Annotated in this window: 19 protein-coding genes, 2 pseudogenes and 1 riboswitch; of the genes and pseudogenes, 9 read left to right on the top strand and 12 right to left on the bottom strand. The window is 58.6% G+C overall.

From position 1 onward, the window contains the following. Positions 1 to 29 precede the first annotated feature (29 nt). Positions 30 to 199, top strand: a riboswitch (M-box (ykoK) riboswitch). A gap of 60 nt (positions 200 to 259) precedes the next feature. Continuing rightward, positions 260 to 1261, top strand: coding sequence for a magnesium transporter (locus tag V6E55_RS04545; protein ID WP_114978281.1), 1002 nt, complete (start codon positions 260 to 262; stop codon positions 1259 to 1261). Between the two features lie 83 nt (positions 1262 to 1344). Here the strand turns inward: V6E55_RS04545 and hpxK are convergent, their stop codons facing one another. The 7 genes from hpxK to hpxU form a co-directional block, all read right to left on the bottom strand. Further along, complete coding sequence (gene hpxK / locus V6E55_RS04540) at positions 1345 to 2574, bottom strand: allantoate amidohydrolase (RefSeq protein ID WP_316942275.1); 1230 nt, start codon at positions 2572 to 2574, stop codon at positions 1345 to 1347. Beyond that, a complete protein-coding gene (locus V6E55_RS04535; RefSeq protein ID WP_114978283.1) occupies positions 2571 to 3812 on the bottom strand; it encodes a pyridoxal-phosphate-dependent aminotransferase family protein in 1242 nt (413 codons plus the stop codon). Before V6E55_RS04535 ends, hpxK begins: the two co-directional genes overlap by 4 nt. Positions 3813 to 3826: 14 nt before the next feature. Then, positions 3827 to 4564: an amino acid ABC transporter ATP-binding protein gene (locus V6E55_RS04530; RefSeq protein ID WP_010429436.1), complete on the bottom strand. Its 738-nt coding sequence runs from the start codon at positions 4562 to 4564 to the stop codon at positions 3827 to 3829. Continuing rightward, complete coding sequence (locus V6E55_RS04525) at positions 4545 to 5204, bottom strand: amino acid ABC transporter permease (protein WP_114978284.1); 660 nt, start codon at positions 5202 to 5204, stop codon at positions 4545 to 4547. The genes V6E55_RS04530 and V6E55_RS04525 overlap by 20 nt, the downstream gene beginning before the upstream one ends. Continuing rightward, entirely contained in the window at positions 5201 to 5866 is a 666-nt protein-coding gene (locus V6E55_RS04520; protein WP_236920196.1) for an amino acid ABC transporter permease, read from the bottom strand. Before V6E55_RS04520 ends, V6E55_RS04525 begins: the two co-directional genes overlap by 4 nt. Positions 5867 to 5870: 4 nt before the next feature. Next, a complete protein-coding gene (locus V6E55_RS04515; protein ID WP_028019137.1) occupies positions 5871 to 6653 on the bottom strand; it encodes a transporter substrate-binding domain-containing protein in 783 nt (260 codons plus the stop codon). Between the two features lie 191 nt (positions 6654 to 6844). Beyond that, the gene (gene hpxU, locus V6E55_RS04510; protein ID WP_316942274.1) at positions 6845 to 7684 is read right to left on the bottom strand and encodes a MurR/RpiR family transcriptional regulator HpxU; all 840 of its coding nucleotides are present in this window, start codon (positions 7682 to 7684) and stop codon (positions 6845 to 6847) included. 142 nt (positions 7685 to 7826) lie between these two features. Here hpxU and hpxW point away from each other — a divergent pair, with 142 nt between their 5' ends. The 4 genes from hpxW to hpxZ are packed head-to-tail and all read left to right on the top strand — an operon-like array spanning position 7827 to position 11386. Beyond that, the gene (gene hpxW / locus V6E55_RS04505; RefSeq protein ID WP_316942273.1) at positions 7827 to 9410 is read left to right on the top strand and encodes an oxamate amidohydrolase; all 1584 of its coding nucleotides are present in this window, start codon (positions 7827 to 7829) and stop codon (positions 9408 to 9410) included. 10 nt (positions 9411 to 9420) lie between these two features. Next, positions 9421 to 9609 (top strand): oxalurate catabolism protein HpxX, encoded by a 189-nt coding sequence (gene hpxX / locus V6E55_RS04500; protein WP_316942272.1) that lies wholly within the window; start codon positions 9421 to 9423, stop codon positions 9607 to 9609. Further along, positions 9606 to 11003 (top strand): AtzE family amidohydrolase, encoded by a 1398-nt coding sequence (locus V6E55_RS04495; protein ID WP_316942271.1) that lies wholly within the window; start codon positions 9606 to 9608, stop codon positions 11001 to 11003. Before hpxX ends, V6E55_RS04495 begins: the two co-directional genes overlap by 4 nt. Beyond that, positions 11000 to 11386: an oxalurate catabolism protein HpxZ gene (gene hpxZ, locus V6E55_RS04490; RefSeq protein ID WP_316942270.1), complete on the top strand. Its 387-nt coding sequence runs from the start codon at positions 11000 to 11002 to the stop codon at positions 11384 to 11386. The genes V6E55_RS04495 and hpxZ overlap by 4 nt, the downstream gene beginning before the upstream one ends. Before the next feature lie 49 nt (positions 11387 to 11435). Here the strand turns inward: hpxZ and puuE are convergent. From puuE to V6E55_RS04475, 3 genes and pseudogenes are all read right to left on the bottom strand, one after another. Beyond that, positions 11436 to 12287, bottom strand: a pseudogene (puuE, locus tag V6E55_RS04485) (allantoinase PuuE); the annotation flags it as partial. Beyond that, positions 12253 to 13126 (bottom strand): annotated as a pseudogene (hpxA, locus tag V6E55_RS04480) (allantoin racemase). The pseudogenes puuE and hpxA, both read right to left, overlap by 35 nt. Beyond that, positions 13126 to 13842, bottom strand: coding sequence for a GntR family transcriptional regulator (locus V6E55_RS04475; protein WP_049008408.1), 717 nt, complete (start codon positions 13840 to 13842; stop codon positions 13126 to 13128). Before V6E55_RS04475 ends, hpxA begins: the two are co-directional and overlap by 1 nt. A 144-nt stretch (positions 13843 to 13986) precedes the next feature. On the opposite strand from V6E55_RS04475, the gene V6E55_RS04470 reads away from it, so the two are divergent. Both V6E55_RS04470 and guaD read left to right on the top strand, forming a co-directional pair. Next, entirely contained in the window at positions 13987 to 15483 is a 1497-nt protein-coding gene (locus tag V6E55_RS04470; RefSeq protein ID WP_316942269.1) for an NCS1 family nucleobase:cation symporter-1, read from the top strand. Between the two features lie 102 nt (positions 15484 to 15585). Continuing rightward, a complete protein-coding gene (guaD, locus tag V6E55_RS04465) occupies positions 15586 to 16902 on the top strand; it encodes a guanine deaminase (protein WP_316942339.1) in 1317 nt (438 codons plus the stop codon). On the opposite strand, the gene uraH is transcribed toward guaD, so the two are convergent. Continuing rightward, positions 16882 to 17205, bottom strand: coding sequence for a hydroxyisourate hydrolase (gene uraH, locus V6E55_RS04460; protein ID WP_316942268.1), 324 nt, complete (start codon positions 17203 to 17205; stop codon positions 16882 to 16884). The two genes, guaD and uraH, sit on opposite strands and share 21 nt — an antisense overlap. Then, positions 17202 to 17702: a 2-oxo-4-hydroxy-4-carboxy-5-ureidoimidazoline decarboxylase gene (gene uraD, locus V6E55_RS04455; protein WP_316942267.1), complete on the bottom strand. Its 501-nt coding sequence runs from the start codon at positions 17700 to 17702 to the stop codon at positions 17202 to 17204. Before uraD ends, uraH begins: the two co-directional genes overlap by 4 nt. Before the next feature lie 169 nt (positions 17703 to 17871). Here uraD and hpxO point away from each other — a divergent pair, with 169 nt between their 5' ends. Next, a complete protein-coding gene (gene hpxO / locus V6E55_RS04450; RefSeq protein WP_316942266.1) occupies positions 17872 to 19026 on the top strand; it encodes an FAD-dependent urate hydroxylase HpxO in 1155 nt (384 codons plus the stop codon). A 17-nt stretch (positions 19027 to 19043) separates the two neighbouring features. Then, entirely contained in the window at positions 19044 to 20078 is a 1035-nt protein-coding gene (gene hpxD, locus V6E55_RS04445; RefSeq protein WP_316942265.1) for a molybdenum cofactor-independent xanthine hydroxylase subunit HpxD, read from the top strand. Positions 20079 to 20082: the final 4 nt, after the last annotated feature.

Here is a 20082-nt window from a genome sequence, read left to right as displayed (position 1 = left end):
AAAATAAGCGTATTATTTCTTTCGTTTTACAACGATCTCGTTATGGCGAGGCTCCTGTACAAATACACGTTATCGCTCTGGTGGGTTCGAGAGAACCGGCACAGGGTAAAACAGGCACTGTCGAATCAAGGCTTTGTCAGTATAACTTCCCTCGCGGGATACGGTGTACAGTGCTGAAACCAGGACGTGGGGATCTCCTCTTCGACATGCCCTGTCTTGCTCGCCCCTGAGAGATTTTATTATTCAAAGGGAATTCACTATGTCTTACGCTATTCACAACCAAAACCTGGCATTCAATGACAGCGCCATCGCGCAATATATGAATACCGATTTTATTGTCCTCGATATTTCATTATGCGTGGCGCTGGCACGCGAGCAATTCTTCGAGAAATTAAAAGATGATGATATTCCGTCACATATTTTTATTGAAGATAATGGTCGCCTGGCGGGCATGATTGCGGTGCGCAAATTACTGCAGACCACCGATACGGTACAACCGGTGAGGGCGCTGATGATTTCGCAGTTTCTGCAGGTCAAACCGGAGGATGAACGCGCCGATGTCGCAGGCCTGCTGGCACACGGTGGTGCGGATGTCGTGCCTGTGGTCACCCATGGAAAGCTGGTTGGCTGCCTCACCGAGCGCGAAATTGCACATCTGCTGGAAGATGACGTCACCGAAGATGCCCAGTTGCAGGGGGCCACGTTGCCGCTGGAAAAACCCTATCTGGAAACCAGCGCCTTCAGTCTGTGGAAGAAACGCTCCGTCTGGTTGCTGCTGTTGTTTGTCGCAGAAGCCTACACCAGTTCAGTGATTCAACATTTCGAAGACGCTCTGGAATCCGCCATCGCGCTGGCGTTCTTTATCCCGCTGCTGATTGGTACCGGTGGTAACAGCGGAACGCAGATCACCTCCACACTGGTGCGCGCCATGGCACTGGGGGAAGTGCATCTGCGTGATGTTGGCCGCGTGCTGCGTAAAGAGATGAGCACCTCGCTGATGATTGCCGCCACGCTCGGCCTGGCCGGGTGTATTCGTGCCTGGATGATGGGCATTGGGATGGAAATTACGCTCATCGTCAGTTTGACCCTGGTCTGCATTACGCTGTGGAGCGCCATTGTCTCGTCCGTCATTCCGATGGTGCTTAAGCGCTGTGGCATTGATCCGGCCGTCGTCTCCGCGCCGTTTATCGCCACGCTGATCGACGGTACCGGGCTGATTATCTACTTCAAGATCGCGCAATATACGCTGGGGCTGGAGTAATGTGGTTCCTTGCCCGGCGGCGCTACGCTTGCACGGGCCAATGGGAATGGCAGGACGGGTAAGCGCAGCGCACCAGGCAAAACTCAGTTCGCGCCAAGCGTTCTCACCGCCAGCCCAAACGCCTCAATCGCCAGCGCGACATCTTCAGCCATCACCGACTCCGCCGGATGGTGGCTGATGCCCCCCTTGCAACGTACGAACAGCATCCCGACTGGCCAGCGCTCCGCCAGGGCGATGGTATCATGCCCGGCACCGCTGGGCAGGGATAACGATCGTCCTTGTACCGACTCAACGGCCTGCCCCAGTAGACGTTGCAAACGCGTATCGCATGGCGTGGCGGCGATGCGGTAAAACTCTTCGGCAGCAAAATGCATCCCGCGCCGGGTCGCTATCGTCTGTGCCTGTGCCAGCAGTTCAGTGAGTAGCGCGTCAAGCGGTGCGTCCTGCGGGCCACGAATATCCAGCGAAAGCGCAACCTCACCGGGGATCACGTTGACCGCACCGGGCAAACAGCGTAGCTCACCGACCGTCGCGACCAGATTGCCGCCGTGTTGCAGAGTGGTGTTTTCAATCTGCACCATCCATTCAGCGGCCGCCGCCAGTGCGTCTTTGCGATGATTCATGGGTACGGTCCCGGCATGCCCGGCCTCACCGGTAAAGCGACAGTTCAGGCGGCGAGCACCGTTGATGGCTTCCACCACCCCCAACGCCAGACTTTCCTGCTCAAGACACGGTCCCTGTTCGATATGCAGTTCCAGACAGGCGCTGAAATCGTCCTGATGGCGTGCCGCCAGTGCCACGCGTGAAGGATCGAGTCCTGCCTGCACCATCGCCTGCGCCACGCTGATGCCACCGGCATCACTCGTCTCCAGCCAGCCCTGCGGCCAGGTTCCCGTCAGACCACGGCTACCTAATAGCGTGATGCCAAAGCGGGTGCCTTCTTCATCACCAAAGCCGACAATCTCGATGGCCTGTGCCAGGCGAATACCCTGCTGATGCAGACTGTCCACCACTTCGATTGCGGTGAGCACACCCAGCATGCCGTCGTAGCGCCCGGCATTGCGCACCGTGTCCAGGTGCGAACCCAGCAACACCGCCCGGGCGCCCTCTCGCTCGCCTTCGTAACGTCCGCAAATATTACCCACGCTGTCCTGCCAGACGGTCATCCCCGCCTGACTCATCCACTGCCCGACAAGCTGGTTGGCCTGTAAATGCTGCGTGGAGAGATACACCCGTGTCAGCGCATCCGGGTTTTCGCTGATGGCGGCCAGCGCGTCGGCACGCGCCATCACCCGTTCTGCCGCCGGGCTCATTCTGGCGTCTCACTGCGGTAGTGATCCCACGCGGCCTGCATCGCCGCACCCTGCGTGGTGGTAAATTTCAGGTAGTTGAGTACCGACTCCAGCGCGCTCAGGGTCGTCATCACGCAGTCTTTACGCGCGTTGTAGCCCATGGTGCCAATGCGCCATACCTTGCCATGTAGCGGACCAAACGACGTGCCGATTTCAATCCCGAAATCCTCCAGCATCAGCTTGCGCACCTGATCGCCATTCACGCCCTGAGGGATCACCACACCCAGCACGTTGTTCATCTTGTGCTTCAGGTCACCGAAGGTTTCCAGCCCCATCGCCTGAATACCTTTCAGTAGCGCATCGCCGTGCAACTTATGGCGGGCAATGCCGTTATCCAGCCCTTCCTGCAGGATCAGCCGCGCACATTCGCGGGCGCCAAACAGCGCGGTGGTCGCTTCGGTGTGGTGGTTGAGACGCTCTGGCCCCCAGTAGTCCATGACCATACCGAGATCGAAGTAGTTGGAGTAGATCATCTCCTCATCGCCGTCGCGGTGGGCATCCGTACGGATGCCCTCTTCCACGCATTTACGACGGCGGATGGCCTCTTCCATCCGCGTGCTAAGGGTTATGGGCGATGTCCCTGACGGACCGCCGAGGCACTTCTGCATCCCGGCCGAGACCGCGTCCAGCCCCCAGGCGTCACTCTCCAGCGCGTTACCACCAAGCGATGCGGTGGCATCGGTGTAAAACAGCACGTCGTAACGGCGGCAGATGGCACCCAGCTCCGCGAGCGGTTGCAGCATGGTGGTGGAGGTATCGCCCTGCACGGTCAGCAGCAGGCGCGGGCGCACGCGTTTGATGGCATCTTCAACCTGATCCGGGGTGAACACCTCGCCCCACGGTACCTCGATGGTATGCACTTCGGCGCGACAGCGACGGGCAATTTCGCACAGCAGATGGCCAAAGCGACCAAACACCGGCACCAGCACTTTGTCTCCCGGACGAATGGCCGACACCAGAATCGCTTCAATCCCCGCGCGGGAAGTGCCATCCACCAGCATCGTCCAGCGGTTTTCGGTACGGAACACCCCACGGTAGAGCGCCATCACCTCATTCATATAGTGAGTCATGGCCGGATCGTACTGGCCGATCAGCTGGCTCGACATGGCGCGCAGCACGCGCGGGTCGGCGTTGATCGGCCCCGGCCCCATCAGCAGACGCTGCGGCGGATTGATTTGCGGAAAATGTGCGATGTCCATATTGGTGTCCTTAATTAGTTGAGGCCGCGTACGGAGGAGATAAATTGCTTCAGTTCTGTGGTCTGCGGGTTGGCAAACAGCGTTTTGCTGTCTCCCTGCTCCCACACTTTTCCCTGATGCATAAACACCACGCGGTCGCCCACTTCGCGGGCAAAATTCATTTCATGCGTGACAAGGATCAGCGTCATCCCTTCGGCTGCCAGTTGCTCCAGCACTTTGAGCACTTCGCCCACCAGCTCCGGGTCAAGCGCGGAAGTGATCTCGTCACAGAGTAAAACTTTAGGCGACATCGCCAGGGCGCGGGCAATCGCCACGCGCTGCTGTTGGCCCCCGGAGAGGCTCGACGGGTAGTAATCCAGACGGTCACCCAACCCGACTTTCTCCAGCATGCGCTGCGCCAGCTCCCGACATTCGGCGGCGCTTTTCTTCAGCACCCGACGCGGAGCGAGCATCACGTTTTCCAGCGCGGTCATGTGCGGGAACAGGTTGAAGCTCTGGAATACCATCCCGACCGAGCGGCTGATTTCACGCGCCTGGGAATCCCGGTCGGTAATGGTCATGCCGCCGAGTTTGATGCTGCCGTCCTGATACCCTTCCAGACCGTTGATACAGCGCAGCAACGTACTTTTCCCCGACCCGCTGCGCCCGATAATCGAAATGACCTGGCCCATGTCGATATCCAGATCGACCCCCTTGAGCACGTGGTTTTCGCCGTAGTACTTCTGCACCTGATTAATGGTGATGAGAGGCATTGAATTTCGTCTCCAGATAGCGGCTGTAGCGGGACAGCGGATAACACAGAATAAAGTAGCCCAGCGCCACCAGCGCAAAGACCTTAAACGGCTGGTACGTGACGTTAGTCAGCATCGTCCCGGCCTTGGTCAGCTCGATAAAGCCGATAATCGACGCCAGCGCAGTGCCTTTGATCACCTGCACGGCAAAACCGACCGTCGGGGCGATGCCGATGCGTAGCGCCTGCGGGGCGACCACGCGAAACAACGTCTGGCCAAACGTCAGCCCGAGACAGCGCGATGCTTCCCACTGTCCTTTTGGCAGGGCACGAATGCTGCCAAACCAGATATCGAGTAAAAAGGCACTGGTGTAGAACGTCAGCGCCAGCGAGGCGGCGGTCCACGGCGACACATCAATGCCAAACAGCGCCACGCCGAAAAAGGCCAGGAACAGCTGCATCAGCAGCGGCGTGCCCTGAAACAGCTCAATATAGCCGCGGATGATGCGTTTCACCGTGCGTCCCCCCGTGAGGCGGAGCAGCAGGAGCGGCAGCGTCACCACCGCCCCGCCAACGAAGGCGACCAGCGACAGCAGCACCGTCCAGCGCCCGGCGAGCAGCAGGTTGCGAATAATGTCCCAGTCGGTAAAGGTGGTCGTCATGCCTGCACCCCCAGCCATTTCCGTCCTGCCGCCATCATCAGCTGGCGCAGGGTAATCGACAGCACTAAGTAAATTCCGGTTGTCACCAGGTAAACCTCAAAGCTCAGAAAGGTTCGGGACTGGATCAGGTTGGCGGCAAACGTCAGCTCTTCATACGAGACCTGCGACACCACCGATGAACCAAGCATCACGATAATGCACTGGCTCACCAGCGCCGGATAAATACGTTGCAGCGAGGGTGGTAACACCACCCGGATAAAGGTCTGCAAACGCGTTAACCCCAGCACGCGCCCGGCTTCCCATTGCCCTTTTGGGGTAACCTGAATGCCTGCCCGGATAATCTCGGTGCTGTACGCCCCCAGATTCACCACCATCGCCAGTAACGCCGCTTCCCCGGCGGTCATTTTCAGCCCCAGATTAGGCAGGCCGAAAACGATAAAAAACAGCTGCACCACAAACGGCGTGTTACGAATAATCTCTACGTAACCACCCCAGATCCGGCTGAACCACGTCGCCCGCCCGCTGCGAATGGCCGCCCCAAAAATACCGATTGCCAGGCCGCCAAAAGTTGCCATAACGGTCAGTTGAATGGTGACCCACAACCCCGCCAGCAACTCCGGCCAGTGTGGCCAGAGTTCGGAGAAATGAAGTTGCTCTGTCATCGGCTCAGGCGCCAAGGTTTGCCGGCAGCGGAGCTTTCAGCCATTGCTCAGACAGGCCGTTCAGCGTGCCGTCTTTAATGCCTTGCTCAATCAGCGCATCCACTTTTGCTTTCAACGCCGGTTCATTCTTTTTCAGCCCAATAAAGCACGGCGAGTCCTTCAGCATAAAGCTCGGTACCGGGGCTTTAGCCGCGTTCTGGCGGGAAATGGCCGCCACCACCAGGTTGCCAGTGGCCACATACTGCACCTGGCCGGAAAGGTAGGCAGACAGCGTGGTGTTGTTGTCTTCATAGCGTTTCACGTCAGCGTCTTTCGGTGCCAGGCTGGTCAGCACCATGTCCTCCACCGCCCCGCGCGTCACGCCGATGGTTTTTCCGCTCAGTGCGGCGGCATCTTTCAGCTCTGCCCCTTTCGGGCCAAACACGCCGAGGAAGAACGGTGCGTAGGCGCGGCTAAAATCGATCACCTTCTCGCGCTCCGGGTTTTTACCGAGGCTTGAAATGACCAGATCCACCTTATCGGTTTGCAGGTACGGCACACGGTTGGCGCTGGTCACGGGTACCAGTTGCAGCTTGAGCTTCATCTGTTTAGCCAGATAACGCGCCATGTCGATGTCATACCCCTGCGGCTGTAGATCGGTCCCCACCGAGCCAAACGGCGGGAAGTCCTGCGGAACGGCGATGCGGATGGTGCCGCGTTTCTCAATATCCTGAAGCTGGTCCGCCTTTGCGGGCAGTTGTGTGAAGAGACATACGGCCCCGGTCAGTGCAATCAACAGTTTTTTCATGGTGCTTCCCCGTAACGTTAACATGAAACAAAAGATTCTTTGAATGTGATTTTGCAACTAATGTGCCAGATCAAGCGAAGCGGGAAATATTCTTGTAAAGCCTTATAAAACGCAGGTGGGTCGAAAAAACGCGTGTTTTCCCGACCCGCCAGATGCACCATTTAGATGCAAAGCACCAGCCTGATGCCCCATTATCGTTGTTCGAGTTCGTCCAGTTGCTGGTAGAGGGAGGCAATCTCGTGAATGCGCGGACGGCCTTTATCGAGAATCTCATGCAGAAAGGCATTCGCCAGCAGGTTGATCAGACTGTTGACCGAGGAATAGCTGTCATAGGCCGAAACGCTGTCCAGTGGGGCGCAAAGCTGCCAGCTCGCCAGCGGAAACAGGCTGTGGGCCTGTGGCTCACACATCAGCAGCACCGGGATTCCGCTTTGCTGAAGCTGCTGCATCAGCGGGCGGATAATGCGCGGGCGACGGCGAAAAGCCATCATGATAACCAGGTCGTCAGCGGTTAAATCTACCAGCTCTTCGCTCAGGCTCTGCCCGGGCTGCGGCAGCACCAGCACCTGTCCGCGCGCCTGCAACAACTGCTGGCGGAGATGCAAGGCTGCCGGATAGGCGTTACGCATACCAATAATGATAATGCGCCGCGCCTTCACCATGCAGGCCATGGCGTCGGCAAACTGCTGCGCGTCGAGGGCATTGACCCACTGGGTCAGGTTCGCCATCTCCTGTTTATAGTGACGTGCCAGCAGCGTATTACCCTGCACCGCGTCACGGTTATCGGTAAGCGGCATCCCGCTCTGGCGCAGCGTGCGCAGCTCATCGCGCATCTCTTTATACTTTTCATAGCCCAGACGCTTAAACAGACGGCTCACGGTGGCTTTCGACACCCCGCTAAGCTGCGCCAGCTCGGCGCTGTTGTAGCTGATCAGATCGTCAAAGTGATCGAAAATAAAATCCGCCACCCGCTGCTCCTGCGGCGACAGTGACGGGTATTGTGCTTTCAGACGTTCATCCAGTTGTTCCATAGCGCCTCTGTAACTTTTGTTTCATCACATTTTGCTTTTCATTCTACCTTTCATTATACGTGCCAGTTTACTGAAACTTTTCTTTCAGAACTGGAACAGCTTTTGCAGCACTTTGTGACTTTCTGAGTTACGAGGACGCTTCATGCAAAGTAATGTCTCCACGCACGGCATGGCCGTTGCACCCCACCATCTTGCCAGCCAGAGCGCGCTGGCAATACTGCGCGAAGGCGGCAGCGCGATAGAAGCGATGGTCGCAGCGGCGGCCACCGTTGCCGTGGTTTACCCACATATGAACGGGCTGGGTGGTGATGGCTTCTGGCTTATCGTGCCGCCGGAAGGTGATCCGATCGCCATTGACGCCAGTGGCGCGGCGGGTTCGCTGGCAACACTCGCCGCCTACGACGGGCTGACGCATATTCCCCATCGCGGACCTCAGGCGGCGCTGACCGTCGCCGGTACGGTCAGCGGCTGGGACGAGGCACTTAAGGTCTCGCGCGAGATGACCGGCAAGGCGCTACCGCTGTCCCGCCTGCTCGCTGACGCCATTGATTACGCGCAGAATGGCACGCCGGTCACTGCCTCTCAGGCCAGCGCCACAGCCAGTAAATACGAGGAACTGAAAGAGATCCCCGGATTCGCGGAAACCTGGCTGGTGGAGGGGAAACCGCCACGGGTCGGAAGCCGTTTTTACCAGCCCGCGATGGCCTCAACGCTCAAACGCCTGGTGGAAGACGGTCTGGACAGTTTTTATCGCGGCCCGCTGGCAGAGTGCCTGGCGCGGGGAATGGTGAATCTGGGTCTGCCCGTTACGCTGGCCGATTTAAACGCACATGTCGCCCGGCGCACCACGCCGCTGCGCTTGCAGCATCAACTGGGGGAAGTCTTTAACCTCGCCCCACCGACGCAGGGGCTGGTTTCACTGGCGATCCTGGGCATTACCGACCATCTGAAGATGGCGGAAGCCGACGATGCCGGGACGATTCATCGCATCGTTGAAGCCACCAAGCTGGCCTTTGGTCTGCGTGATACCCACATCACCGACCCGCGCGAGCTGAAAACCGATATCCAGAGCCTGCTGGAACCCGCAGCCCTTCAGACACTTGCCGGACACATTGACGACAGTCGCGCCGCGCCGTGGGGCACCGGAAAAGGCCCCGGCGATACGGTGTGGATGGGCGTGATGGATAACAGCGGGCTTGCCGTGTCGTTTATCCAGAGTATTTATCACGAGTTCGGCAGCGGCGTGGTGCTGCCCGATACCGGCATCGTCTGGCAGAACCGGGGCGCCTCTTTCAGCCTCGACCCCGATCATCTTCTGGCGCTTGCCCCCGGCAAACAGCCCTTCCATACCCTCAACCCGGCGGCGGCACGGCTGAACGACGGGCGTGTGATGGTCTACGGTTCGATGGGCGGTGACGGGCAACCACAAACCCAGGCCACGCTCTTTACCCGCTACGTCGTTCAGGGCATTCCGCTGCAGGAGAGCATCTCCCGTCCGCGCTGGCTGTTGGGACGCACCTGGGGACAAACCTCGGACACGTTAAAGCTGGAAGGTCGCTTTACCGCTGAGACGGTCTCTCAGCTCCGGGCGCTGGGTCATGAGGTGGAAATATTCCCTGACTTCAGTGAAGCCATGGGGCACGCGGGCGCGATTGTCCGCCACCCGAACGGCCTGTTCGAAGGCGCATTTGACCCGCGCAGCAACGGCGCGGCCGCCGGATTCTGAGGAGAAAACAATGACGACACAACAACCCGACTGGCATGCGTATCTGGCGCAAATGGAAACCGTGCTCGGCGTGACGCTGGACGATACCCGTCTCGCCGAGCTGCAATTGCAGTTCAGCCGCATTGCCGCCATGGCCGCCCCGCTGATGGCGTTACCGCTCGACGACCGTCTGGAGATTGCAGGAGTGTATAAAGCATGAGGCTACACGAGATGAGTATCAGCGCGATCCAGCAGGCCCTGAGCGCGGGCGAGCTGAGTGCGAGCGAGATTGCCCGCCAGACGCTGGAGTCGATTGCCCGCGTTAACCCGCAGATCAACGCCTGGACCGCCGTAACGGAAGAACGCATGCTGGCCGAGGCCGAAAATATTGACACCCTGCGCCGGGAAAAACGCCCGTTGCCGCCGCTGGCAGGCGTGCCCTACGCGGTGAAAAACCTGTTTGACGTTGCCGGGCACACCACGCTTGCAGGGGCGGAACTGTTAAGCCAGCGCCCTGCCGCTGCCGCCGACAGCTTTGCGGTGCGTCAGTTGCGCAGTGCTGGCGGGTTGCTGACCGGGATGGTCAATATGGATGCCTACGCCTACGGCTTTACCACTGAAAACAGCCACTACGGCGCGACGCATAACCCGCACGATCTGGCACGCATTGCGGGGGGATCGTCCGGCGGATCTGCCGCCGCCGTTTCCGCCGGACTGGTGCACTTTTCGCTCGGAACCGACACCAACGGCTCCATTCGCGTTCCGGCTTCCCTGTGCGGGATATATGGCCTGAAGCCCACTTTTGGCCGCTTATCGCGCTCCGGTAGCCATCCTTTTGTGGCAAGTCTGGACCATATCGGCCCGTTTGCCCGCCGCGTGAGCGATCTGGCGTCGGTATACGACGCGCTGCAAGGGCGGGATACCAGCGACGGTTTTCAGGCAGAAAGCTCGCGCGAACAGACGCGCCCCTTGCTCGGTCGCGGGCTTGATGGTCTGCGCTGCGCCGTGCTTGGCGGCTATTTTACCACCTGGTGCGACACAGACGCCCGCGACGCCGTAGCGCGGGTGGCAAAAGCGCTCGACGTGCAGGATGAACTGCAATTCCCGGACGCCGAACTGGCGCGTTCCGCGGCGTTTATCATCAGCGCTTCCGAAGGGGGAAATCAGTACCTGCCCGCGCTTCGCCAGGAGCCTGAACGATTCGAACCACACTCGCGTGAACGGCTGCTGGCAGGGGCGATGATCCCCTCCGCCTGGTACATCCAGGCCCAGCGTTTTCGCACGCACGCCCGGCAGGCGTTCAAAACCCTATTCGCCCAGGCTGATGTGCTTATCGCTCCGGCAACACCACGCAGTGCCACGCTGATTGGCGAGCAATTCATGGAAATCAACGGTCAGCAGCTACCCGTTCGCGCCAGCATGGGGATGCTGACGCAGCCGATTTCGTTTCTGGGTTTACCCGTCACCACCGTTCCGCTACGCACCGCCCAGGGTGCGCCGATTGGCCTGCAGTTGATTGCCGCGCCGTTTAACGAGCAGGCCTGCCTGCGCGTCGCGCGCGTGCTGGAAGAGAGTGGAATAACCGATGCCCGTCCGGCGGAGCGTGCAGCATGATGAATCACGATGATATTAACCTCCCGTGGGTGGTTACAGAGGTGACATCCGCGTTTTACCGCTATGAAGACGCGCTGGTGAGCAACAATATTGCGTTGCTGGATGAGCTGTTCTGGCATGACAAAAATACGGTGCGGCTGGGTGCGGGTGAAAACCTGTATGGCATTGAGGAAATCCGCGCCTTTCGTGCGGCACGTCCGTCCGCCGGGTTGCAGCGGACGTTGCGTCACACGGTGATCACCACCTTCGGTGAAGATTACGCCGTGTGCAGCACCGAGTTTACCCGCGAGGGCACAGAACGCATTGGACGCCAGCAGCAGACGTGGGTGCGGTTTGCCTGTGGATGGCGGATCGTGGCGGCACAGGTGAGTGTGATGTCATAGGATAGCTGGCCGGGTAAGGCGCAACCGCCACCCGGCTAAACACAACACATTACTTCTGAAACGGATGCACTTCCCGCCAGTGGTCGGCAATCTGCTGGCGGGTACAGACCCACACCCGCTCATGCTGCTGCACATAATCAAGAAACCGCTGCAACGCGCGAAAACGCCCCGGACGCCCCAGCAGGCGGCAGTGCATGCCGATGGACATCATCTTCGGCGCGTTTTCCCCCTCTTCATACAGCACATCAAAGCTGTCCTTCAGATAAGTATAAAACTGTTCGGCCGTATTAAACCCCTGCGCGGTCGCGAAGCGCATGTCGTTAGCATCCAGCGTGTACGGCACAATCAGGTGTGGTTTACGGGTGCCGTCGCCGCACGCCACTTCCGTCCAGAAGGGTAAGTCATCGCCATAGTAGTCGCTGTCGTAGTCAAAACCACCGTGCTCCACCACCAACTGACGCGTGTTAGGGCTGTCGCGTCCGGTGTACCACCCGGTCGGCGGCTTGCCAAAGAGGTCGGTCAGTACATGCACCGCTTTCTGCAGATGCTCGCGCTCCTGGCTGATGTCCATATTCTGATAATGGATCCAGCGCCAGCCGTGGCTAACCACGTCGTAATCCGCCGCTTTGATCGCCTCAACAATATCCGGGTGACGCGCCAGCGCCATCGCCACGCCAAAAACCGTCAGCGGCAGACCACGCTTTTGAAATTCATTGTGGATCCGCCAGAACCCGGCGCGGCTGCCGTATTCGTAGAGGGAGTCCATGGACATATGTTTGTCGGGGTAGCTGGCAGCACCGATGATATCCGACAGGAATTGCTCTGAACCTGCATCCCCGTGCAGAACGTGGTTTTCAGCCCCTTCTTCATAATTGAGCACAAACTGCACGGCGATGCGCGCCTGATTCGGCCACTGCGCGTGCGGCGGGTTACCTGCGTAGCCACGCAGATCCCGCGGGTAATCCTGTTCAAAAAGCGCCATTACGTCTCCCCTCATCTTCAAAATGGATTCAGTGCCTGAAACTGTCCGCTTAACGCTTTTTTCTCCGGGAACGCCAGGTCCCCATGCTTACTGGTCGACAACCCCAGAGCCACCAGCGACTCCACCATTTTCACCGCCGCGCTGACGCCGTCGATGACAGGCACACGCAACTCGCGCGTCAACTCCTGCGCCAGTGTCGCCATACCTCCGCAACCCAGCACAATGGCCCCGCAGCCATCTTCTTTCAGTGCCTGTATACAACGCGTGCGCACTTTTTCCTGCGCCAGACCGCTACCGTCTTCCAGCGCCAGCACCGGGAGATCGATGGCGTGCAGGGCTGCACAATGATCCTGAAAGCCATACTGGTGCAGCAGGTGACGGGCGATGATCAGCGTGCGCGGTAGCGTGGTGACAATAGAAAAGCGTGTCGCCACCAGCGTGGCCATATGCATGGCGGCTTCGGCAATGCCAACAACCGGCCCCTGCGCCAGCTCGCGCGCCGCCAGCAGACCCGGATCGCCAAAACAAGCAATCACGTGGCCCGATACGCCCTGCTCTCGGCCTTTTTTGATCTGCTCAAGAACACCAACGGCAGCAATGGCTTCATCAAAATGGCCTTCTATCGACGGCACGCCTGCAGTTGGACAGACCGCGAGGATCTCCGTACCCGGCGAAGCCACCGCCCGGGCCGCCGCGCCGATGGTTTCCGTCATCGCGAGGCTGGTGTTGGGGTTGATCACTTGTATACAGACAGACATTACGACTCCTTGTGGCCGGCAAACAGCCGGGCAAAATCAGGCAGGCACTCGCCCGCCCGCTCGAAACAGAGGCTGGCGACGATATGTTCAAAATGGTGCATCAGGGCATCGCTTAGCGGCTGGAGCGCTTTCTGACGCAGCAACTCCACAAGCTGTTCGTGATCGTTGCAGCGGCAACCCTGACGCCACGGTGCTCCCCAGGTGGCAATCACCAGCGAGGAGCGCTGGCTCAGGCTGGTCACCATCTCCGTCAGCACCTGGTTGCCGGAGATGGCCTGTAGCTGAATGTGAAAATTGGCGGAATGGCGGATGGCCGCTGGTCCGTCGTACGCCTCGTGCGCCTGCTGTTCCTGACGAATAATGGCTTCCAGTGCTGCCAGATGTGGCGGCTGGCAGTGGGCCAGCACATCCGGCAGGTTGGCGACCTCCAGCAGAGCACGTGTGCGAAAGATGTGTTGCGCCTCTTCTACAGTCGGGCTGGCGACATGTGCACCACGTTTGGGCGTTAACGTGACCATTTGCACAGCCGCGAGTCGTTGCAGCACCTTGCGGATGCCCGTGCGGCTCACGCCGAAGACCTCGGCCAGCGCTTCTTCCGGCAACTTACTCCCCGGCAGTAACTGATGTTCGACAATCGCAGTCATCAACGCCTGAAAGATGGATTCGTCTTTGTCTTGCAGGTCTGGCGCGGCGTGCAGACTGTTTACGTTGTTCATTACCCACTCCACTTTTTACTTTCCGATATCGAATCGTATACATAAAAATAAAATATTGCATACAAGATTTATTATTTTGGCCTGAATCCTGCAACACCCGTTGCACTCCCACTTAACGGGTTTTCATTCACAGGAGCAGGTTTCATGCCAAACAGTCAAAATACGCAGCAAGGTACGGCCGCTGATTCCAGTGCGGTTTACAGCCCACGGCTTTGCAATGAGGATCTGGCACCGACGCGTGACCAGAACTGGAGCTGGTACAACATCTTTTCTTTCTGGATGTCGGACGTTCACAGCATGGGGGGTTATGTTGTTGCCGCGAGCTTCTTTACGCTCGGGCTGGCAAGCTGGCAGGTGTTGCTCTGCCTGCTGGTGGGGATCTGCATTGTACAGTTGTGCGCCAACCTGGTGGCCAAACCGAGCCAGATGGCGGGTGTGCCCTATGCGGTGATCAGCCGTCAGGCATTTGGTGTCTTCGGAGCGAACATTCCGGCGGTGATCCGCGGGCTTATCGCCTTCGCGTGGTACGGCATTCAAACCTATCTGGCTGCCAACGCCCTGATGCTGGTGGCGCTGAAGTTCTGGCCATCGCTCTCTTCGCTCACCAGCGGCGCGTTCCTCGGGTTGTCGCACCTGGGCTGGATCTGCTTTGCCATTATGTGGGTATTGCAGGCGATGGTCTTCTGGCACGGCATGAGCGCCATCAAGCGCTTTATTGATATTGCCGGTCCGGCGGTGTACGTGGTGATGCTGGCGCTGGCAGGCTGGATTGTATACAAGACCGGGTTCGACGGGATCTCCTTTACCCTTGCCAGCAAATCCCTGAGCGCGGGCGAGCAGACCTGGCAGATGATCACGGCGACTGCGCTGGTGGTCTCTTACTTCTCCGGCCCGTTACTCAACTTTGGTGATTTCTCACGTTACGGTAAAAGCATGGGTGAAATTCGCCGTGGAAACCGCTGGGGCCTGCCGTTTAACTTCCTGCTGTTCTCCATCGTCACCGTGGTGATTGTCTCCGGTACCCAGTCACTGTTTGGCCGCATGATCACCGACCCGATCGAAACCGTCAGCCGCGTGGGCAACGATCTGGCCGTGGCCATCGGTCTGCTGACGATGATCACCGCCACCATCGGGATCAACATCGTGGCGAACTTTGTCTCCCCGGCGTTTGATTTCTCTAACTGCTCGCCGCAGAAAATCAGCTTCCGCACCGGAGGGATGATTGCCGCCGTTGGCTCGATCCTGCTCACCCCGTGGAACCTGTTCAACTCTCCGGAGCTTATCCACTACACCCTGGACGTGCTCGGGGCGTTTATCGGCCCACTGTTCGGTATTCTGATTGCGGACTTCTACCTGATTAAGCGCGGGAAAGTCTCTGTGGACGATCTGTTCGACGACACGCCAAAAGGCAAATACTGGTATCGCAACGGCTTTAACCCGAAAGCCATCGCTGCGCTGCTTCCGTCCGTTGGCATAGGGCTGGTGATAAGCTTCATCCCGGCCCTGCACGAAGTGGCGAACTTTAGCTGGTTCATCGGCGTCTTCCTCGGCGGCGTGACCTACCGCTGGCTGGCGCGAGAAGAGCGCGAAGTGGCTGCTGCCCCGCAATTTAACTCCCGCGTGGCGACGCAAAAAGAGTAACCCTTCCTTCTGGCCGCAGTTTTCCTGCGGCCTTCCTCAAGCTGGCACCCTTTTTGCTCATTCTCATGACTCCGCTACGCAAACATAAAGGCAGGAACCATGATGGAATACCAGACAGCGATCCGCGGTGCATTTTTTGATATTGCCCAGGTCTGCGACAGTGCAGATGCTATCGCCCAACACGCACGCTATCTTGAGGACGGACTGCTGTTCATACAGAACGGTAAAATTCTGGCGCAAATGGCGTGGCAGGATGGCGAGCAGTATCTTGATCCTCGCAAAGGCTACACCGACCTGCGCGGCAAACTGCTGATGCCCGGTTTTGTCGATACCCACGTCCATTATCCGCAAACGGAGATGATCGGTGCGTTTGGCGAACAGCTACTGGAGTGGCTGACCACCTATACGTTCCCGGTGGAGAGCCAGTTTTCCGATGAAGTATATGCAAAAGAGATTGCCGAATTTTTCATTAGCCAGCTGGTAAGCCATGGCACCACTACCGCGCTGGTGTTTTGTACGCTGCATCCCGAATCGGTCGAGGCGCTGTTTACCGAAGCCCTGCGCCTCAACATGCGCCTTATCGCCGGTAAGGTGATGATGGACAGGCACACGCCGGACTATCTCAGTGAAGACGCGAAACAGAGCTACCGGCAGACGCGGGAGCTGATCCAGCGCTGGCACCACCGGGGACGGTTGGGGTATGCCATTACCCCGCGTTTTGCACCGACGTCTTCACCCGAGCTGCTCGCGGCGGTGAGTTTACTCAGAGAGGAGTTTCCGGATACCTGGATGCAGACCCATCTGAGCGAAAACCCGAATGAAGTGGCCTGGGTGGGCGATCTCTGGCCAGAGCATGAACGTTATCTGGATGTGTATCACCACTACGGTCTGACCGGCGAGCGCAGCGTGTTCGCTCACGGGATCCATCTGCATGAGAGCGAATGGCGCTGCCTGCATGATACCGGCTCTGCTGTCGCATTTTGCCCCACCTCCAATCTGTTTCTCGGTAGCGGGCTGTTTCGTTTGCCCACCTGCTGGCAGCACAGGGTGCGCATGGGCATCGGCACTGACGTCGGCGCGGGCACGACCTTCAGCATGCTACGTACCCTGGGGGAAGCCTATAAAGTGGGTCAATTACAGAGCTACCGCCTGCGCGCCAGTGAAGCGTTTTATCACGCCACGCTGGGTGGCGCGCACGCGCTCAGGCTGGACGACAAGATTGGCAACTTCACACCTGGTAAAGAAGCCGATTTCATCGTGATTGACCCTGACGTGACACCGCTACAACGCCTGCGCAATCGTCGCTGCAAAGATATCTACGAGCAGCTTTTCGTACTGATGACTCTGGGCGACGAGCGCAATATCAGCGAGACCTGGGTCAACGGCGAGCAGGTCTGGTCAACTGCCCCTGTAGGTTGACCACCCACCAGGCGCAATCACAAACGGCAGATGGAAGTGCTCCTCTGCCGTTCCTCCCGTTACAAAATCAATTTGCGCGCTGGGATAGAGGGTGTCGCGGCCAGTTTCGCGAAACCATTCGCCGATCTCCGCCACCAGCCGATAACGGCCTGCGGGCAGAAAGGGAACGAACGTGGTAATGCGCCCCTGCGCGTTGGTCACGTCCGTAGCCAGCGTTTTTCCTTCCTGTTGCAGATGAACTGTCACCCCCTGTGCCGGTTTTCCCGTCGAAATATCCAGAATATGCGTACTTAAGGTGCTCATTCGTTTATGACTCCTTCCAGTCGTAGCAGCGTAATTTCCCGCAACTGTTCCAGCGCGACCTGCACTTCCTGCACCTCACTGTTCTCCAGCCGCGCATGCAGCGCCTGTAAAATCTCTTCTCCGCTGCGGCCTTTAGCGCGGATCAGAAATACGCGTCCGAAACGGGCTTCATAACGGGCATTACCTTCGCGCAAGGCCTGCGCAAGGGCTGCGTCGCGGTCATTCACCGCTCCCTGCTCCTGACGGGATAGCGCCGCCTCGGCCTGTGAACCTGTAGGTTTTTCCCCAATGCGGGGATGCGCGCTCAGGGCTTGCGCTAGCGCCACATCATCCCAGGTTTGCGCCTGTGCCGTGGCCGCGTTGAACAATGCCCCCCGGCTCGGGTAAGGCCGCCCACGAACCAACGCGTCGGCCCAGGCAGGAATGGCTACGCAGGGGCGTAACAGCGCAAGCGCATCTTCGTCAGGAAGATGATTAAAGTCGTGCAGTGCGATCATAGTGGCTCCTTTATCACAATCCTTCTGGCTGTTGCACAAATCGCGCCACTTTTACCGCACCAGCGCACCTTAGCAGTGCAATGTCACCTCTCACAATGCCCTTTTCGCCGCTCTGCAGCCTGGTACGCAAATTGCTGAATGTCTTTACACCCTGCAAAAGGAGAGAAGCATGAGAGCAATCGTCATTGGCGCGGGTATCGGCGGTCTGAGCGCCGCTGTCGCGCTCAGAAAAGCGGGCATCGACTGTACCGTGTATGAAGCCGTAAAAGAGATCAAGCCCGTCGGCGCGGCCATCTCCATCTGGCCTAATGGGGTGAAATGTATGCAGCACCTGGGTATGGGCGACATCGTTGAAACCTATGGTGGCCCTATGCGTTTCATGGCCTACAAAGATTACCGACGCGGCGATACCCTGACCCGCTTTAGCCTTGCCCCGCTGGTTGAGCGCACCGGTGGACGCCCCTGCCCCGTCTCGCGTACGGAACTTCAACGCGAGATGCTGACCTTCTGGGGGCGCGACAAGGTACAGTTTGGCAAGCGCGTCGAACATGTCAGTGAAGATGACGCTGGCGTCACGGTGACCTTCACCGATGGCACTAACGCAACCGGGGATTTTCTGATTGCTGCCGACGGGAGTCACTCTGCGGTGCGCCCGTACGTGCTGGGGTATACACCCGAGCGCCGCTACGCAGGCTACGTTAACTGGAACGGGCTGGTGAAGATTGATGAAGAGATTGCTCCCGCTCACCAGTGGACAACCTTCGTAGGGGAAGGCAAACGCGTGTCGTTGATGCCCGTCTCCGGCGGTCGTTTCTATTTCTTTTTTGATGTTCCGCTTCCTCTCGGTCTGGCGGAAGACCGCACGACGGTGCGGGCCGATCTCACCGGCTACTTCCGCGGCTGGGCACCGCCGGTGCAGAAGCTCATCGCGGCGCTGGATCCCGAGACCACCAACCGCATCGAAATTCACGATATCGAACCGTTCGACAGCCTGGTGCGCGGCAAGGTGGCGCTTCTCGGCGATGCCGGACACAGCACCACACCGGATATCGGCCAGGGCGGTTGCGCCGCCATGGAGGATGCGGTGGTGCTCGGGGACTGTCTGCGTGACAACCATAACATCATGCTGGCACTGCGACAGTATGAAGCGCTGCGCTGCGACCGGGTTCGTGACCTGGTACTAAAAGCCCGCAAACGCTGTGACGTCACGCACGGGAAAGACATGACGCTGACACAGGCCTGGTACCAGGAACTCAAAGAGGAGACCGGAGAGCGCATCATCAAGGGTCTGTGCGACACCATTCAGGGCGGACCATTAGGCTGAAGACATGAGGGATAACGATGAAAAGAGAACCGACTCCACCCGCCCATTGTACCTTTGAGCCAGAGGACTGGCTGCGTCTGGCAAAATGCTGGCACCCCGTCGCCCGTGCCTGTGACATCGGCCCGGCACCGGTCAAAGCGACCCTGCTCGATGAACAACTGGTGATTTACAGGATTAACGATCAGGTTGTGGTCGCCCGGGATGTTTGTCCTCACCGGGGTGTGCCGCTGACGCTGGGCTTTCATGATGAGCACGGGATTATCTGCCCTTACCACGGTTTACGCTTTGGGGAAGATGGACGCTGTAACCGCATTCCGTCCAGCCCCGACCAACCCGTTCCGGCGAAGCTGAACCTGATTAACTACGCCGTGGAGGAGCGCTTTGGGTTGATCTGGACCTGCCTGGCGTTTGACCCGGACAATCCAGTGCCGCTGCCCACCATGCCGCACTGGGATGACGACGGATTTCAACAGATTAACTGCCCGGCATTTGAGGTGAACGGTTTCGCCGGTCGCCAGGTGGAGGGTTTTCTGGATGTGGCGCACTTTGCCTGGATCCACACTGATACCTTTGCTGACCCGAATAACCAAATCGTACCTGCCTATCAGCCGCAGGAGACGCCGTTCGGCTTCGTGGCGGATTACTGGAGTTCAGTCAGCAACTATCCCGCCAGCTCGGACGTGCAGGCGCCGGAAGGGTTCCAGTGGTTGCGCCATTTTGAAATGCATCTGCCGTTTACCGCCACCCTGACGATTCATTTCCCGGGAGAATCGAGACTGGTGATCATGAATGCCGCGTCGCCCGTGTCATCACGCGTCACCCGCATGTTCGCCCCTATCGCGCGTAATTTTGACCTGCATATTCCGGTGGAAGATGTGCATGCCTTCAATCTGCGTATTTTTGAAGAGGATCGTCTGATGGTCGAAACCCAGCGCCCGGAAAGCCTGCCGCTGGACCTGACGCTGGAAGCCCATATTCCCGCAGATAAAAGCTCAATTGCCTACCGCCGTGGACTGAAAAAAATGGGCTTTGGCGAATTTTTCCTGGTATGACGGA

The sequence above is a fragment of the Enterobacter sp. 342 genome, assembly GCF_036663495.1.
Taxonomy (GTDB): domain Bacteria; phylum Pseudomonadota; class Gammaproteobacteria; order Enterobacterales; family Enterobacteriaceae; genus Enterobacter.
The sequence above is the reverse complement of the archived record's forward strand: the minus strand, read 5'-3'. Positions and strand labels throughout refer to the sequence as shown.